This window comes from Parabacteroides sp. B2-S-102, from assembly GCF_023656665.1.
GTDB lineage: Bacteria > Bacteroidota > Bacteroidia > Bacteroidales > Tannerellaceae > Parabacteroides > Parabacteroides distasonis.
In genome coordinates this window covers 92,259-108,741 of record NZ_JAMOKM010000009.1, presented here as the reverse complement: position 1 = coordinate 108,741, position 16,483 = coordinate 92,259, and the positions used below count along the sequence as shown (strand labels likewise).

Annotated in this window: 14 protein-coding genes and 1 pseudogene; 7 read left to right on the top strand and 8 right to left on the bottom strand. The window is 44.1% G+C overall.

Translation table 11 applies throughout. The features are described from left to right. The first annotated feature begins 102 nt into the window (after nt 1-102). Complete coding sequence (locus NBH07_RS13040; protein ID WP_010185258.1) at nt 103-660, top strand: RNA polymerase sigma factor; 558 nt, start codon at nt 103-105, stop codon at nt 658-660. After that, on the top strand, nt 653-1,009 hold the full coding sequence (locus NBH07_RS13035) for a hypothetical protein (protein WP_005861145.1): 357 nt from the start codon (nt 653-655) through the stop codon (nt 1,007-1,009). Before NBH07_RS13040 ends, NBH07_RS13035 begins: the two co-directional genes overlap by 8 nt. Here the strand turns inward: NBH07_RS13035 and NBH07_RS13030 are convergent. The 3 genes from NBH07_RS13030 to NBH07_RS13020 form a co-directional block, all read right to left on the bottom strand. Next, nucleotides 954-3,086: a sensor histidine kinase gene (locus tag NBH07_RS13030; RefSeq protein WP_009276443.1), complete on the bottom strand. Its 2,133-nt coding sequence runs from the start codon at nt 3,084-3,086 to the stop codon at nt 954-956. The genes NBH07_RS13035 and NBH07_RS13030 overlap by 56 nt on opposite strands. Continuing rightward, nucleotides 3,083-4,375, bottom strand: a complete 1,293-nt coding sequence (locus NBH07_RS13025; protein ID WP_005861141.1) for a tetratricopeptide repeat-containing sensor histidine kinase — start codon at nt 4,373-4,375, stop codon at nt 3,083-3,085. The genes NBH07_RS13030 and NBH07_RS13025 overlap by 4 nt, the downstream gene beginning before the upstream one ends. 76 nt (nt 4,376-4,451) lie before the next feature. Next, nucleotides 4,452-4,736, bottom strand: coding sequence for a hypothetical protein (locus NBH07_RS13020; protein WP_232284148.1), 285 nt, complete (start codon nt 4,734-4,736; stop codon nt 4,452-4,454). Nucleotides 4,737-5,022: 286 nt separating this feature from the next. Between NBH07_RS13020 and rpsA the strand changes: the two genes are divergently transcribed. Beyond that, nucleotides 5,023-6,813, top strand: coding sequence for a 30S ribosomal protein S1 (gene rpsA / locus NBH07_RS13015; RefSeq protein ID WP_005861137.1), 1,791 nt, complete (start codon nt 5,023-5,025; stop codon nt 6,811-6,813). Between the two features lie 82 nt (nt 6,814-6,895). On the opposite strand, the gene NBH07_RS13010 is transcribed toward rpsA, so the two are convergent. Then, nucleotides 6,896-7,138, bottom strand: a complete 243-nt coding sequence (locus NBH07_RS13010) for a hypothetical protein (RefSeq protein ID WP_005861135.1) — start codon at nt 7,136-7,138, stop codon at nt 6,896-6,898. Between the two features lie 178 nt (nt 7,139-7,316). Between NBH07_RS13010 and NBH07_RS13005 the strand changes: the two genes are divergently transcribed. The 3 genes from NBH07_RS13005 (at nt 7,317) to NBH07_RS12995 (ending at nt 9,502) form a co-directional block, all read left to right on the top strand. Beyond that, complete coding sequence (locus tag NBH07_RS13005; RefSeq protein WP_005861133.1) at nt 7,317-7,964, top strand: HAD family hydrolase; 648 nt, start codon at nt 7,317-7,319, stop codon at nt 7,962-7,964. Nucleotides 7,965-8,309: 345 nt separating this feature from the next. Further along, a complete protein-coding gene (locus tag NBH07_RS13000; RefSeq protein WP_005861131.1) occupies nt 8,310-9,230 on the top strand; it encodes an AraC family transcriptional regulator in 921 nt (306 codons plus the stop codon). Further along, on the top strand, nt 9,227-9,502 hold the full coding sequence (locus tag NBH07_RS12995; protein WP_005861129.1) for an HU family DNA-binding protein: 276 nt from the start codon (nt 9,227-9,229) through the stop codon (nt 9,500-9,502). Before NBH07_RS13000 ends, NBH07_RS12995 begins: the two co-directional genes overlap by 4 nt. A 79-nt stretch (nt 9,503-9,581) precedes the next feature. On the opposite strand, the gene NBH07_RS12990 is transcribed toward NBH07_RS12995, so the two are convergent. From NBH07_RS12990 to NBH07_RS12980, 3 genes are all read right to left on the bottom strand, one after another. After that, nucleotides 9,582-10,676 carry a sugar phosphate isomerase/epimerase gene (locus NBH07_RS12990; protein WP_005861126.1) on the bottom strand — a complete coding sequence of 365 codons (1,095 nt, stop codon included), beginning with the start codon at nt 10,674-10,676 and terminating at the stop codon, nt 9,582-9,584. A gap of 46 nt (nt 10,677-10,722) precedes the next feature. Next, on the bottom strand, nt 10,723-12,204 hold the full coding sequence (locus tag NBH07_RS12985) for a Gfo/Idh/MocA family protein (protein WP_229045800.1): 1,482 nt from the start codon (nt 12,202-12,204) through the stop codon (nt 10,723-10,725). A 436-nt stretch (nt 12,205-12,640) separates the two neighbouring features. Continuing rightward, nucleotides 12,641-15,331: a LamG-like jellyroll fold domain-containing protein gene (locus tag NBH07_RS12980; protein WP_009018371.1), complete on the bottom strand. Its 2,691-nt coding sequence runs from the start codon at nt 15,329-15,331 to the stop codon at nt 12,641-12,643. 71 nt (nt 15,332-15,402) lie between these two features. Here NBH07_RS12980 and NBH07_RS12975 point away from each other — a divergent pair. After that, nucleotides 15,403-15,926 (top strand): annotated as a pseudogene (locus NBH07_RS12975) (GNAT family N-acetyltransferase). A gap of 74 nt (nt 15,927-16,000) precedes the next feature. Here the strand turns inward: NBH07_RS12975 and NBH07_RS12970 are convergent. Next, nucleotides 16,001-16,483, bottom strand: a complete 483-nt coding sequence (locus NBH07_RS12970; protein WP_005861117.1) for a hypothetical protein — start codon at nt 16,481-16,483, stop codon at nt 16,001-16,003.

Genomic DNA, 16,483 nt, shown 5'->3' with positions numbered 1-16,483 from the left:
GCAACAGTTTCCCATAGGTTACACCTCCGGGCTGAAAAATATTTTTTATTTTTGTTACCGCAAGTTGTAACCTATTTACCCGGCTTGCGTCCATTAAGTACAATGGAATTGTATACCGATACATATTACATACAAAGGATACAAGCGGGGGACGTGGCATGTTTCGTTTGCCTTTTGGACAAGTATAGCCGTCCGATTAACTCGTTGATCCTCAAAGTGGTACAAAACCAAGAGGAGGCTGAGGAGTTGGCGCAAGATACGTTTATGAAGGTATTCAAAAACCTCGCCTCATTCAAAGGGGATTGCAGTTTCTCCACATGGATTTACCGGATCGCTTACAACACGGCGATCTCGTCGGTCCGGAAGAAGAGATATGAGTTTCTAGCGATTGAGGAGACTACACTTGAAAACGTATCGGAGGAGGAAATTACGAACCTGTTCGGACAAACCGAATCCACGGAACAGGTTCAAAGATTGGAAGTCGCCCTTGAACAACTTCTACCGGACGAACGGGCCTTGATCTTGCTCTTTTATTGGAAAGAAAAAACAATAGAAGAACTGGTCTCTATCACCGGCTTGACCGCCTCGAATATTAAAGTCAAGCTACATCGCATCCGAAAAAAATTGTTTGTATTATTAAATGGAATGGATCATGAGTAAGATAAACACAAATAAGGAACAACCCGATTTATTGGGGGATTTATTCAAACGCATACCGGAGGAGGAGCTTCCCGCCTCGTTCCGTTCGAACGTAATGCGACAAATCATGCTTGAGTCCGCAAAGGCGAAGAAACGTGACGAACGGTTCAGCCTGTTAGCGGCGATCGTGGCCTCGCTTATCATGATTTCCCTCGCGATCGTATCTTTCGTATATATGGAGATACCCAAGATAGCCATCCCCACGATAAGCACATCGGCCTTGGCTTTCTATTTATACATAGGGGCCATCACGCTCATACTTCTATTGGCGGATTATAAATTGAGGAATCTATTTCACAAGAAAGGATAAGCACGAAGCGAGCCCCGTCTGTATACGAAGAGTCGATAAACAAGGCGCCGTCCAGCCGCTCGGCGATCAGGAGACAGATAGAGAGCCCCAAACCCACGCCGGGCTTGTAATCGTCCAGCTTCTCAAAGCGGTTGAATATGGTAGCCTGTTTTTCAAGGGGGATTCCGGCGCCCGTATCCGTAACGGCTATACGTACCTTCTTCCGGTCCGGCTCAAGTTGAAACGATAGATTAATCTCGCCTTTCTCCGTAAATTTAGCGGCGTTTGTCAACAGTTGTTGCAGGCGCAGATTATCTACATGTACCACGATTGGTTCCCCGGCGGGAGAAAAAGTCAATTTAACCCCATCCGGTATCCGGTGGCGTACACTCTCCAAAGCCATTTGGCAACATACTAAAAGCAGATGATCCTTGATGTCAAAATGAAGGTCTCCGGTCTCCATCCGGGATAAGTCCAATACGTCGTTTACCAGATTCAACATCAGATCCGTGTTGTTCCGGATGATAGACGAATATTCCTTCCGCTCCTCCTCATCGGTAGAAGGTTCCACCAATAAACCGGAGAACCCCACGATAGCATTTAACGGAGTCCGGACCTCGTGGCTCATATTCGCCAGGAAAGCGCTTTTCATCAAGCTAGCCTCTTCCGCACGGGTCTTTTCCTTTATCAACTGTCTTTGAGATTCCAAAAGCAACTCTTTCTCCCGCTGCAACTGGTTCTTCAAGGATCGTAGATGACGGTAGTACAAAAACAGGACATAGAGAAGGATCAACAGCACGACCGATATGGATAGGATAAAGATCAGCAGATCCTGTTTCCGGGCGATGCGTTGCCCGGCCTCCTTCAATTCCGTTTCTTTCAACTCCTTTTCATGCAGCTCATGCAAGGTACGCAATTGGTTTACCTGCCGGAGAAAAGAAGTTCCCCGCCTTTTCGTCAGCGTACTATAAAGTTCGTCATATAGAGCCATGACCTCCCCAAGTAGTCCCTGTTCCTTCAAGATATCCGCCTTGAACTGGATATCCTCGGGCAGCCGCTCGGTCTCCAGCACTTCATTTATACAATGAAGCGCCAGCGGAATGTCTCCTGCCGCCTTATGATAACGGGCCTTAACCGCCAGGTAGGTATTGATCGCATAATCTCCCTCAACCCAATTACTATCCGCATAAGAAGAGGCTTGATCCAACGAACGCTTGGCATTCTCCAAGTCTCCTTGCGAAAGATAAAAACTCGTGTAAAAAGAATAAAGTAACCAATATTCTCTTTTAATAGACAAAAGATCGTTTTTCTCTTGGTAGATCTTATACTGCTCATCGAGCAAAGCCTTATATTGCCCTAAGATCCGTTCCGTCGACGCGTATTGCTTCGTCCGTACGCTACTCTCCAATTGATAAGAAGTTAACCGGACCTTAGTATCCATGATATCCGGCACATCCTTTATATCCTTCAATAAATCAAGGCTTTCCTGAAAAGAGACGACAGCGTCGCTATCCCTCCGGATTCGTTGGTAAATCAATCCTAATGTCTCCGAGCAACGGAGCAAGCCATATCTATGATCCAAGTTGCTCGCCAACCGATACAGATCCATAGCTTCGCTCATCGTCAGCTCATAATTCCCAAGCCAAAGGAGATCTTGGCAGGAAAGGCTCTTCACGTCAAACAACACATTCGGGTATTCATGCCGGGCCTTGGCTATGGAGTCTACGAGAGAACAATAATATTCCAAACTATCACGTACAGACTGATCGTAATAATATTCGGCTAAGTTCTTCAATCCCAAGTATGCGACAGATATAGAATCCACCGCCATCGCATTTTCATAAAGACGTTCATTATAAACCTTCATCTCGGATTGCTGCTGGTACAGGAATGCCAACCTCCGCAATAAGGGCAAGGTAGACGCTATTGTCGGGCAGTCCGGCAATAACCTCTCCAAGCTGTCGATCTCCGTTAAACGATCCTTGGCGGGAGGAGGTGTGGAAGATTTCATCGAACCGCAAGATACGCCTAGGAAGATCACGATGACCATCCCCATACGTATGGATATCCAGTTATTGAGTCGATTCTTCTGTCTCATATGGGGGTCTCAATTAAATTCGTTGGATGTATAAAGACAAACCGGGCTCCATCCTTATAAGAGATGTCCACCGATAAAGAGCCATTAAGCTGCTCCGAGATGATCTGGCAAACAGATAGTCCTAGGCCGGTACCTTGAATAAAGTCGTCCAGTTTCTCAAAACGCTCGAATATCTTTTCGCACTTATCCTCCGGGATCCCGCAGCCCGTATCCGTAACGGAGAAACGGACCTCCTCCTTGCCCTCATCCACGGTAAACGAGAGATTGATCTCTCCCTCAGAGGTGAATTTAGCGGCATTCGACAACAAGTTAGTCAGCAACTGCTGTAAACGCAAGGCATCCGTATTCAAGGTATAAGATTCAAGCGAGGGAGTAAACGTCAATCGGACCCCGGGCTTCACCCGATGGCGAATCGAATCCAACGCCCTCTGGCAACAGGCGACCAGATCGTTTGGCTTCACGCTGAACTTGATCTTGCCGGATTCCAAACGGGATAAATCCAGGACATCGTTCACCAGATTCAATAGCAACTCGGAACTATGGTTCACCTCCCCGGCAAACCGGATCTTCTCCTCCTCGCTATACTCGCTACTCGCCAATAATTCCGAGAACCCGACAATGGCGTTCAACGGCGTACGCACCTCATGGCTGATATTGGCGATAAATGCGCTTTTCTTCTTGTTCGCCGCCTCCGCCTCTTTCGTCACGACCCTCAGTTGCTTCTCCGAAGCGATCAAGGAGTCTTTCTCCTGAAGCAACTCATTTCTCAACCGCTTAGTATGCATATAAATACGCCACAACATATAGAGTAGGCCCATCAAGACCAATAGAAGACCGATAGATACGACAATCTGCTTCTGCTTCAAAGCTTCTTGCTCCGATTTCAGCTTCAACTCCCGATCTTGCTTTTCCATGTCATTCAAGTCATTCAATACACGGAGTTGCTCGATTTGCCGGTCGAAGGCATCCATGTTGATCGTCTCCGTCTTATTGATGATCTCCTCATAGATAGTGACCGCCTCTTGCAATTGGCCGGACGATTGCAATATCGCTTTCTTCATCTCCAACTTATCCAGATCACGATTGATCTTTAAAGCCAGATTGACGGCGGACAACGCATGCCTATAATCTTTCTCCTTCCAATAATAAAATGATTTTGTCCGCAGATATTGAGCCTCCACCCTATCCCCAAAAGAACTATCCAAATAAGCGGTCGCCTGATCCAAATACGCCTGTGCCTTTCCCGAATTCCCTTTCATGGTATACAGCTCGCAATAATAGCAACTCATCAAGCAACGATGACGTTTTACCGGAAAAATCTTTCCCTCCCCATTATACTTCCTTTCCAAGGAATCCAATAAATGATCATACTGTTTCAAGAGCGCCCCCGACTCGGACAAACGTCCTAATAGCAGGGTAATAACGACTCAAGCCAGCCATCGCATCGTATACGATCCCGATGGAATCCAAAGGCATCGCGATATCGATTATCTCTTTCAACGCTGGTACCTCCTCCGGCAATTGCCAGTACAAGCCGATTAATTCTTTAAGAAGGGGTATCTTATCCTGAGGTTTTTGGATACACGATAAAGATTGGCGTATGCTATCCGCACGAAATTTACTCACGGCATTCTGCGCACTTGCGCTCACCGCAAACAAAATCCACACTATTCCTATAAAAGTATTGACGCTGGACTTTCTTAAAAATCCTCTACTCATTGATTTATCGCTTACAATTCGCAAACTTACAAAATAAATATCAATAAAAATCAACAGTTTTCCGTAATTACAGCCAACACGGCCCAATTGAATGTTTTTACCCCTCAAAACTCTTGTCAATCAGAAAAAAAGCATTACCTTTGCCCCGATTTTTGAGAGATGACAACATAAAGTCTAACTTACTAATTAAAACAAACTTAGTATTAACAATTAAAGAATGGAAAATTTAAAAAACATCCAGCCGGTTGAAGATTTCAACTGGGACGCTTTCGAGCAAGGCGAGACTTACACCGAAGTAAGCAAGGACGATCTTGTAAAAACGTATGACGAGACCCTAAACACGGTAAAAGACAAAGAAGTGGTTATGGGTACCGTTACTTCTATGAACAAACGTGAGGTTGTTGTAAACATCGGTTTCAAATCTGACGGTGTTGTTCCTATGTCCGAGTTCCGTTATAACCCGGATTTAAAGATTGGTGACGAGGTAGAGGTTTACATCGAGAGCCAAGAAGACAAAAAAGGACAATTGATCCTTTCACACAAGAAAGCACGCGCTACACGTTCTTGGGATCGTGTTAACGAGGCTCTTGAAAAAGACGAAATTATCAAAGGTTACATCAAATGTCGTACGAAGGGCGGTATGATCGTTGACGTATTCGGTATCGAAGCGTTCTTGCCGGGTTCTCAGATCGATGTGAAGCCGATCCGCGACTACGATGTATTTGTAGGTAAGACTATGGAATTCAAGATTGTTAAGATCAATCAAGAATTCAAGAATGTTGTTGTATCTCACAAGGCTCTTATCGAGGCTGAGTTGGAACAACAGAAGAAAGATATCATCTCCAAATTGGAGAAAGGACAGGTATTGGAAGGAACTGTCAAGAACATCACTTCTTACGGTGTATTCATCGACTTGGGTGGCGTAGACGGTTTGATCCACATCACAGACCTTTCTTGGGGACGTGTTTCTCATCCGGAAGAAATCGTTCAGCTTGACCAGAAGATCAATGTTGTTATCTTGGACTTCGACGACGAGAAGAAACGTATCGCTCTTGGCTTGAAGCAATTGACTCCGCACCCATGGGATGCTTTGGATACGAACTTGAAGGTTGGTGACAAGGTTAAGGGTAAAGTTGTCGTTATGGCTGACTACGGTGCGTTCATCGAGATCGCTCCGGGCGTAGAAGGTTTGATCCACGTTTCAGAGATGTCTTGGACACAGCACTTGCGTTCCGCTCAAGACTTCATGAAGGTTGGTGACGAGATTGAGGCCGTAATCTTGACTTTGGATCGCGACGAGCGTAAGATGTCTCTTGGTATCAAGCAATTGAAGGCTGATCCTTGGGAAAACATCGAGGAGCGCTTCCCGGTAGGTTCTCGTCATGCGGCTAAGGTTCGTAACTTCACTAACTTCGGTGTATTCGTAGAAATCGAGGAAGGTGTTGATGGCTTGATCCACATCTCTGATTTGTCTTGGACGAAGAAGATCAAACATCCGTCTGAATTCACTCAGATCGGAGCAGAGATCGAAGTTCAAGTATTGGAAATCGATAAGGAAAACCGTCGCTTAAGCTTAGGCCACAAGCAATTGGAAGAGAATCCTTGGGATGTATTCGAGACAATCTTCACGGTTGGTTCTATCCACGAAGGTACAATCATCGAAGTATTGGATAAGGGTGCCGTAATCTCTTTGCCTTACGGCGTAGAAGGTTTCGCTACTCCGAAGCACCTTGTAAAAGAAGATGGTTCTCAAGCTCAAGTAGATGAGAAACTTTCATTCAAGGTAATCGAGTTCAACAAGGAAGCTAAACGTATCATCCTTTCTCACAGCCGCATCTTTGAAGATGAGCAAAAAGGCGCTAAGGCAACTTCTGAAAAGAAGGCATCCTCAAAACGTGGTGGTAAAAAAGAAGAGGAATCTGGAATGGTAACCGGTCCGGTTGAAAAGACTACATTAGGTGACATCGAGGAATTGGCTGCTTTGAAAGAAAAACTTTCTGGTAAGTAATTGATCCTTCTTTGAGATATAATAAAAGGAGATATCTGATTCAGGTATCTCCTTTTTCTATGTTATTCCTACTGCGGCTTATTTAAGAAAAGCATTCTTCCGTGACACGTGTCTCACATGGCTCGGAAATACCCAACAAATCATTGATCTCCTTTCTTTTCTCTAAATCCGTAAAATAAGCCTCTACAACTTTATAAATATCAAAACCTCCCGTAGAACCGGCTGCCAAGTTTAGTGACTCGACTAATTTACCTGTAGCTTTATGAATCTCAGCTTGTTTCAGCAAATGAAATTCATTCCCGTGAATTAATTGATTCTTTCCCATGATGTTCCAATTTTAGGTTATACAATATATTACAAAGGATTTCTATTCCTGTCCTAAAGATACAAATATCTTATATATGACCTAATACTTTTATCTATTTTTAAATCGGTTCATCTATTTTATCAGTCGAAAGAGAAAGTATATCTCTACATTCCATTAATTTTGCCAGAAAACTAAAATGAAAAAGTTAGTAATATTCGATCTTGACGGAACATTATTAAATACGATCGCGGATTTAGCCCATAGCACGAACCATGCGTTGCGGCAAAACGGCTTTCCGACACATGACGTAAAGGAGTATAACTTCTTCGTAGGAAACGGCATCAACAAATTATTCGAACGTGCGTTACCCGAAGGTGAAAAGACGGCAGAGAATATACTAAAGGTAAGGGAAGAGTTCTTGAAGCATTACGATCTGCATAACACGGATCGCAGCGTTCCATACCCCGGTGTCCCTGAGTTATTAGCCTTGTTGCAGGAAAGAGGGATAAAACTGGCGGTCGCTTCTAATAAATATCAAGCCGCTACCCGTAAGCTCATCGCCCATTTCTTTCCTTCCATACAATTTACGGAGGTTCTCGGACAGCGTGAAGGAGTAAAGGCGAAGCCAGATCCCAGTATTGTCAATGAGATCGTAGAACGAGCGAGCATATCCAAAGAGAACACTCTTTATGTCGGTGACTCGGACGTAGACATGCAAACCGCCATCAACAGCGAAGTGACCTCCTGTGGGGTAACATGGGGCTTTCGCCCTCGTACGGAATTAGAGAAATACGCACCCGATCATATAGCGGAAAAGGCAGAAGATATACTCAAGTTTATCTAAAAGACGATCTAAGCCTGTCGTGCGAGGCAATCCTTCCCGTTCTTGTCTCGCACGCTTGTCCTTAACCTTAATTACTAATATTTCCTAACACATATTCCATCCAGCTCGCACAGCCCTTAGAATACAAGTTATCCCTAACATCACCTCAACCGTATTTGCAAAAAAGTATTAGACCTACAAACAAAAACATCCAATAGCGGTTATTTTTCAAGGTATCATTTAAGCCAAACTTTAAAAAACGCCAAAACGAGACCTATATTTCTGTAATATTATACCAAACAACCACTAGATAAATATAGTAAAAGACGAAGTTATAATTTTACATAAGAAACATAGACAAAAAGAATGTCGGGAAATATTAAAAAAATAGTTGAGCCGAATAGTGGTATTGATTATTCTTTGGAGAAGGACTTCAAGATCTTTACACTTTCCAAAGAACTCCCTATTACCACTTACCCTTCTTATATAAGATTAGGGATTGTCATCTATTGTGTAAAAGGAAACGCTAAAATTGATATCTATTCTAACAAGCACATTATAACCCCCAAAGAGCTCATCATCATCTTGCCGGGGCAATTGGTCGCATTAACGGACGTTAGCGTAGATTTCCAAATCAGATATTTCACGATCACGGAATCCTTTTATTCTGATATATTAAGCGGTATCAGTCGTTTCTCGCCACATTTCTTTTTCTATATGAGGCAACATTACTATTTCAAGATGGAAGACGTGGAAACTCTTTCCTTTGTAGACTTCTTTGAATTACTTATAAGAAAAGCCGTCGATCCGGAAAACCAGTATCGAAGAGAGTCGGTTATACTCTTACTTCGCATATTATTCCTTGATATATATAACCATTATAAAGTCAATTCTTTAGACAGTACGGCAACGATAGATGTACACAAGAAAGAACTGACCCACAAATTCTTTCAATTGGTCATGAGTAATTACAAAGTGAACAGAAGCGTGACGTTCTACGCGAACTCTCTATGCATCACCCCTAAATACTTGACCATGGTTGTTAAGGAGGTAAGCGGCAAATCCGCCAAAGATTGGATTACGGAATATATGATCCTAGAATTAAAAGGATTACTCACCAACTCTACCTTGAATATCCAAGAGATTGTTGAGAAGACGCAGTTCTCGAACCAATCCTCGTTGGGACGCTTCTTTCGGAGGCACACGGGCTTATCGCCTTTGCAATACAGAAAAAAATATTTAACAACAGAGCAAAGAACAAACTTCTCAAAAAATAATACGATATGAATAAAAGTCAGCTAATCGAGGAATTATCGAAAAGAGTCGGTAATGACAAAGAAGAAATCCGGTACATATTGGAAGAACTGAATAACATCATCTTAGAGAAAACGAGAGCCGGAGAAAAGGTATGTATACAGGGTTTCGGTGTTTATACTCCCCGCTTACAGACAAGCAGGTTGGCTAGAAACCCGAAAAGCGGAGAGACTTTAATGTTGATCCCTAGAACCATTGTCCATTTTAAGTGCGCACCAAATTTGCTGAAAGAGATCAATAAATAAAAAATAAAGGGTCGGCTCCACCGGGAACCGACCTTTTCGTCATCCCATTAATGACATACCAAAGACAACATTCTATAATCTACATCAATATCTGTCGAGCATATTTCACGCAAGTGCCTACCTCTTTCACGGAGTCAGACCAAGGCTTGATATCATATTCCAGTTCTATATCGCAATAGATAGGCCATTTCTCTTGTTTGATCAACAAGAGCACGTCTTCCAACGGCATCTCCCCTTGTCCCCATACTTGATTCGTATTCGGCTGGTCCCCTGTCGTAGGCCCCGTCTTATCTTTCAAGTGGATACTATAGATCCGATCATGATATTTCTTGATCATCTCATTCGGATGGATACCTGTAGAGCCAAAGAAGTGGCCCGCATCAAAATTCAACATAATAGAAGGAGAGATCGCTAAGATCGGATCGCAACTAAAGCCTTCTTCGGCATATTGCATATGATTATGGAAAGCCATATACATCCCATGCTTCTCGGCAAATGGAGCGACTCTTTTCGCCGTCTCCAAATTAATCTCGTCCGTCACGGCTTTAGCGCCCATGGCCTTGGCCACCTTGAAGGCATAATCGACCTCTTCGTCCGATCCCATGCCGGAAGGTTGCATTTTCACGATATGCACAGATATCCCAGCGTCGCTCAACAACTTACGGGCACCTTCCACCTTCGATAGATCCAGCCCGAGACGCCACGCTTTCACCTCTTCCTTATATTTATCGATCTCAGCCTGCTGCTCCGGAGTAAACTTCGGGGGACCCATCCGACGAGGAGCCGCAGGTTTCTCACCCGGTTTCGCCGCAGGTTGAGAAGCTTGCCGACGGAAGAATTTCATCATCGGATTCTCCGGAGCTCCTAAATAAGCTTCCAGATCACCTCCCATCAACTCAATGGAACTGATATTCGCTTCTTGGCAATACTTGATGATATTCTCCAATCCACCCGGCATGGAACGCCAACTATAAGTGATCGTGCCGATTTGCACGCCACCGAACTTCGAGTTAACCTTGCCTGCCTCCGCCGCCGTATCAACCGGAGCGGGAGCCGCCACACTCTTCCCCGTACAAGAGAAAGCACTCGGAAGGAAAGACGCGGCCGCCAAAGCAGCGACCGATCTTCCTAGAAACTCACGTCTGGACTGACCATTGTTCACATCTTTATTCATAACCATTCAATTTATAAATTAATCTTAACCCTTAGAAGAAAGTCCCTTACAGGCTCCAACCTTTACGATACTCATAGTGGAAATAATCGTTCGCTTCCGGACAATTCGTGATTCTCATATTCTCTGCGTCATATTCCAACGTAAGATCCAACCGTTGCGCAGCGACAGCGACATTCGTCAGCAACATAATCTCCGTCAATTTAGCGGATACCTCAAAATCATTAGCGGCTTTGCGACCTTCCTTTATCGCCTCGATAAAATCCACATAAATATTACTCGGTCGCTTTAATGTCTTCGCCGGAGCTACGAACCCCGGTCTTTCCGGTATCAGTTGCGGCTCCGCTCCATGGGTACCATGCATGATCAGACCTTTATCGCCTATATAAAGCGCTTCCCTTAACTGGCGGTTCGGTTCCAACTCCGCCGGACGAGCCGGTTTTATACCCCCATCACTCCAAGTTACCTTTACCGGAGGCATATTCCCACGAGCCGGGAACTCATACGTCACGCATTCCGATTGTGGCAGATAGTCCTTATTGTAAGGGGTGGAAGTAGCTTGTATTTTCGTGGGCATACCCAAATTAAGCGCCCAAATCGGAGCGTCGAAGGTATGGGCTCCCATATCCCCCATAGCGCCTGTACCGTAATCCCATAACCCACGCCAAGCGAAATGAAGCATCTCCGGATTATAAGGTTTATCAGGAGCCGGTCCCAACCACACGTCATAGTTAAGATTAGACGGTATATCCACTCCCGCCGGACGATCAAAATAACCTTGGCGCCACATCGGACGGTTTGTCCACAAATGAACTTCCTTTACGTCTCCGATCACGCCACCTTGGATCCATTCAACCGTCTGCATAGTCCCTTCAATATTATGCCCTTGGTTACCCATCTGGGTAACAACACCGGTTTGCTTTGCCAGATCCCTCAAAAAGCGAGTCTCATAAATCGTCTTAGCCATCGGCTTCTCTACAAATACATGCTTACCAGCTTTCATCGCATAAGCGGCAATAACCGCATGGGTGTGGTCCGGAGTACCGATCAATACCGCATCGATCTCTTTCTCCTTGTCAATCATTTCCCGGAAATCGGTATACTTTTTCGCTTTCGGGTATCCCGCTAAGATATGTCCGGAGTAATCGTGGTCTACATCACATAGCGCATAAATATTCGCATGCTTAAACGATTGTTTCTCCGCATCTCCCATTTGCACAGGATTATCCGACGCTCTTCGTTCCCGTCTGGGTGGCTGGATGCCCGCATAAGGTTGCATCAGCATACCGCCTCCACCAAAAGGTCTCCTTTTAATAGGTACATCCGGAGTAGCGATATTCTGTATATCGCCACCACCTTGGCTACCCACACCGATACCGGCCAAATTGACCATATCGCTAGGTGCCGTATAGCCCGGTCCACCCAAAACGGAACGAGGTACGATTGTAAACGCCGCCGCTGCAGCTACTGTACCTAAGAACTCCCTACGTGTGAAGTTCACCGAATTCTTGTCAGACATAGTGTTACTCATAGTATTAAATTTAAAGTCGAAAAAAAAAATATATATAGTAAAACACAACTTCGCTTCCTCGTGCGAAACAACGAGAGCGAATATAGGGAGGAGCAGTAAACCATGAGTTAACGAACGCTAAACAAGGCATTAACCTAGGGCTAATTTAAGGCAAATTTCATATCCGCACAAAGCATAATTCACGCAATAACAGCGACATAAATCAATCAAGAAATATTTATAAAAATCTTCGATAAGTCAGAGGCATAGCACCTGCCTCTCTATTCGAAAGGATCGCTATCAGTGGGGCGCATACATTTGCCACTGTAATGGCAGAGGAGTGCCACACGGATGGCACAGGCATGCCATAACGGTGGCACGGTCTTGCCACAACGATGGCACAGGTGTGACAATAGCGATGGCACAGTCCTGCCAATGAGCAGGCACACTATAATACTTACTGGGGAGATTGCTGACTCATCAGCGGAGACGGTACGACCTGCTCAAAAGAAGAGGGGAAAGCCTCGCCATACATCTCTTGGTATAAAGCGCAAAAGCGGTCGTACACATAACGGGCCAATTTAAAGTTGTTCTGGTAAATCAAGGCTTTGATCTTATAGAGCAAAGCCTCCTCGTTGCAAGGATCGTTCAGAAGGATCTGGTCTGCTATCTGGATCACCCGATCCGCCTCATCCTCGATCGAGTAAGTGTCGATAAAGCGAGACAAGACATCCACCGTACTATTACAGATATAACTTTTAAAATCATCCATCCAATCAAACGATTCCCCTTTGAACACTTCTCCTTTGCTGATAATATCATAGAAATATTCAAAGTCCGGCTGAGTCCGTACCCGTTTATCTTTCAGCCAATCCAAACAAGCCAAATAATCGCAATAGACATCTTCCGAAAGCTGGAGAATATATCGATTCGCGTTAAATAGAACCTCGACCGTATCGATACGTTCCAATATCTTCCGGAGTTTCAATATAGATACGCTTCGAAGGCTCTTCGTACTTTTCGAGGGGTTGTCATTCCCCCAAATCATCCGTGTCAAGTCCTTGCTCGATATCCCGAAACCTCCACGGGAAGAGTGAAGCATAATCAAGATAAACAGCTGTTTTAATTTGGGGGTAAATAGAGAGGTTATATCATTTCCATCCCGGTCCAACACATAGAACTCTCCAAACAATCGGATATAATTGCGCAGAACCGGAACCTCCTCAATCTCCTCCGGCATCTCTCGCGAAGAACGATCCGGCTCCTCGATTCCTTCCTCGATTCCCTCCTCCGCGACCGTTCCCGCATCAGCCTCATCCTGCCTTGGCTTTTCTTTCACCTTCCGATAGCCTAGATAAGCTATCGAGACCAGAGCCATCAAAATCAACCCAATTCCAAGGATATCCAACCAAGTAATCGCATTCGATATATGTAAATCTAATAACTGGTTGCTCAATCCCAATATCTCCTTATCGCTCAACACACGAGACCAAATACAAAGATTATCCAGCACACCCACGAAGTTCGAGGACTGGCTGAAATTCACGAAACCGACATATAAGCTATCACTACCCAGATAAGCCGGACGATCAAAAGAGATCGCGTCCAGTTTTCCATTCACGAATATAGCCTGCTCCCCATTCCTTTTATTATACCGCCATACGACATTGTACCATTTGCCCGGCTCGATCTCCGTGTTACCAACCAGATCGTTGTTAAAGAATCCCATATACGGTTTCCGGTTCCGTATCAACAGATGCAACGCTTGTTGATAAGTACTGTTCTTAGCTCCCAGAATACAATAATCCTCCTTCTCCGGCAGGTACTTAGGTATTTTCAACCAAACGCCGACAGTGAAATCATGATCCCGCATATGAAGTTCCGAAGCGGTCGGTAAATCCACACGGGCCTGATTCTCCAAGGAAGCGACCTGTCCCCGTATAGGGTCCTGAATAAACTCGACATTCCTAGATACCGTGAGATTATGATTGGACGAACCATCTTTCTCATCGCCCTCAAACGGTAAATAAATCTCTATATCCTCGTCAATCCGCAAAGGCCTGGCCTTAAAATCGCCGGCGAAAGCCTTCCTTTGGGTACCGGAGACATAAACCGTAGCCGGCTCTATCCTATAGCCCGGAGAGATCGGGGAAAGCATCAACTCGGCCCCGGGCTCTAGCGGAAAGCAATATTTACCCGTCGTATAATTAGACATCCCATCCCAATTCACGTAGTTAAGCAACTCATTGTTATTCGTAACCACGCCGTAAATGATATCGAAATTCCGGAAAGTAACCAACGAGACATCCAACCATGCGTAATACTTATCTACCAAGACAAAATTAGGAACCCTTCCATCCCGGATCCACGCTCTTTTAAACGATTCTATTAAATAGGGTGTCTGCCGGGCTAAAGCCGAGATATCATTACTATTTCCCCGGGAAGTCTCCAAGAACTTATATCCGGTAAATAAAGACAAATTCTTTTTCAGCCGCTCATCAAAACTCTCAACCCCTTCCGGTTGGTTTCCCCAATCAGCGTCCGTATGCTCCACGAAATCCCTCATATTATGCAACCATGAAGGACTGTTCAAATGTTTCTGAACCTCGAAAACGACCAGTCGCTTTCCGGAACTCAACATATTTTTCAAGGATGGCCATCCGTTTTTCGTATCATATTCAAGCACATACTCCATCAAGCCTATTTCCTTAAAAGAGGATTCCAGCTCCGTCTCGACATAGAAATCAAGGAAAAGCGTCATAACCTTAGTGGAGTCCGCATCCAAGGCCGTCTTAATGGCTTCCAATGACTCACTAAAAGGGGTAAACGTACCATCAGGTTTCCTTAGTAGCAATACATTTGTCTCCGTATCCCGCTTCAAATAGAAATAAAAGCCTTCGATCTGCTTCCGCAGCAACTCGTCCAAAGAAAGTTTTTCCGGGGAATTGGAGGATAGACAAGAATAATTAGATAGGATATAGACGCTCTCGTTATATAAAAGACCAGCCTCTACATCCTCTTGACGTTGAGAAACCAGACGTTGTGCCGAAAGTAATTCCGGCAGGGTGATTATAAGGCTAACAATTAAACATATATAACGAAACCACGCTATCATCGTATACAATATCTTAATTATAAGATCATCCAAAAATAAAGCTTTAATATGACATGACAATGTTTTTAGATTATTATCTTCGCATCAAAATAAAGCGAAGTCATATGGACATACTAGAAATAACGCGAAAGCAAGATCCTCTCTATCCTACCTTTGAGCAAATATATACGGCAAGTTTCCCTCTATTTGAGCAGCGAACAGAAGAACAACAAGAACAGGCCTTCCAATCTCCCAACTATCATCTAGTGGCTTATCTGAAAGACAACCTCTTTATCGGCTTTATCTCATACTGGGATTTTAGCACCTATGTATATATCGAACATTTCGCCATTCATGAGAACTTTAGGGGACAAGGATACGGCGGTTTATTGCTGGAGGATTTTAATAAACGCCTGAATAAGATCATCTTATTAGAGATCGACCTATTACGGATGAAATTTCCTCCAAGCGATTAAAGTTCTATAAAAAATGCGGCTTCTTCGAAAACCGTTACAACCATTTCCATCCCCCTTACAGAAACAACTATCGAGGGCATGCGTTAATCATCCTGACAACAGAGAGGCAAATCACTGAGGATGAGTATATTCAATTCGGTTTCGACTTGCGGAATATCGTCATGGCAAATTAAGAAATAAATATAAAAGCCCCGATCGTTTCTTCGATCAAGGCTTTATTAAATCACCAAAAGCCGAAAATAATGAACTAAGGAGGACAACACCCTTCCTTTCGTAAATTTTCGCATACATCCCGAATAACCGCATATGGCTTTTTATCATAGCCACTGTCAAAAAATTTTTCCATGGCTTCGACTGTGTCCAGATAAAGCCATGCCCCTTTCTTCAAGCAAATCAATCTTACAAAACGAGCCTCTATTAGTTTCTCCAACTTCATATAGGCTAAAGTATCATAAAAATATTTCACCAAACGTCTCGCCTCGTCATACTCAAAGGCTTTCGGCAAATTATTTTTCATATCACTCTCCCATTGTTCCAACCGATATACCCCCCGCTTTATATCTTTCAATTTACGTAAAGCCAATTTCATGTCCTCCTTCGCATATTGCGAGATAAAGAACAGATACATATCCGAGGTATTTTTAGTGGTAGCCTGTCTTAAAGCATAAAGAGACAAAAGCACACTTAATACACTAACTACCAAAGCTGTTATATTCCATATATCTTCCAT

Bases quoted from the DNA above. Each gene is read 5' to 3' on its own strand.
- NBH07_RS13040 (WP_010185258.1), top strand. From the start codon at position 103: ATGGAATTGTATACCGATACATATTACATACAAAGGATACAAGCGGGG.
- NBH07_RS12995 (WP_005861129.1), top strand. From the start codon at position 9,227: ATGAATAAAAGTCAGCTAATCGAGGAATTATCGAAAAGAGTCGGTAAT.
- NBH07_RS12970 (WP_005861117.1), bottom strand. From the start codon at position 16,483: ATGGAAGATATATGGAATATAACAGCTTTGGTAGTTAGTGTATTAAGT.
- NBH07_RS13005 (WP_005861133.1), top strand. From the start codon at position 7,317: ATGAAAAAGTTAGTAATATTCGATCTTGACGGAACATTATTAAATACG.
- NBH07_RS13025 (WP_005861141.1), bottom strand. From the start codon at position 4,375: ATGAGTTGCTATTATTGCGAGCTGTATACCATGAAAGGGAATTCGGGA.
- NBH07_RS13030 (WP_009276443.1), bottom strand. From the start codon at position 3,086: ATGAGACAGAAGAATCGACTCAATAACTGGATATCCATACGTATGGGG.
- rpsA (WP_005861137.1), top strand. From the start codon at position 5,023: ATGGAAAATTTAAAAAACATCCAGCCGGTTGAAGATTTCAACTGGGAC.
- NBH07_RS13010 (WP_005861135.1), bottom strand. From the start codon at position 7,138: ATGGGAAAGAATCAATTAATTCACGGGAATGAATTTCATTTGCTGAAA.
- NBH07_RS12985 (WP_229045800.1), bottom strand. From the start codon at position 12,204: ATGAGTAACACTATGTCTGACAAGAATTCGGTGAACTTCACACGTAGG.
- NBH07_RS12990 (WP_005861126.1), bottom strand. From the start codon at position 10,676: ATGAATAAAGATGTGAACAATGGTCAGTCCAGACGTGAGTTTCTAGGA.
- NBH07_RS13035 (WP_005861145.1), top strand. From the start codon at position 653: ATGAGTAAGATAAACACAAATAAGGAACAACCCGATTTATTGGGGGAT.
- NBH07_RS13000 (WP_005861131.1), top strand. From the start codon at position 8,310: ATGTCGGGAAATATTAAAAAAATAGTTGAGCCGAATAGTGGTATTGAT.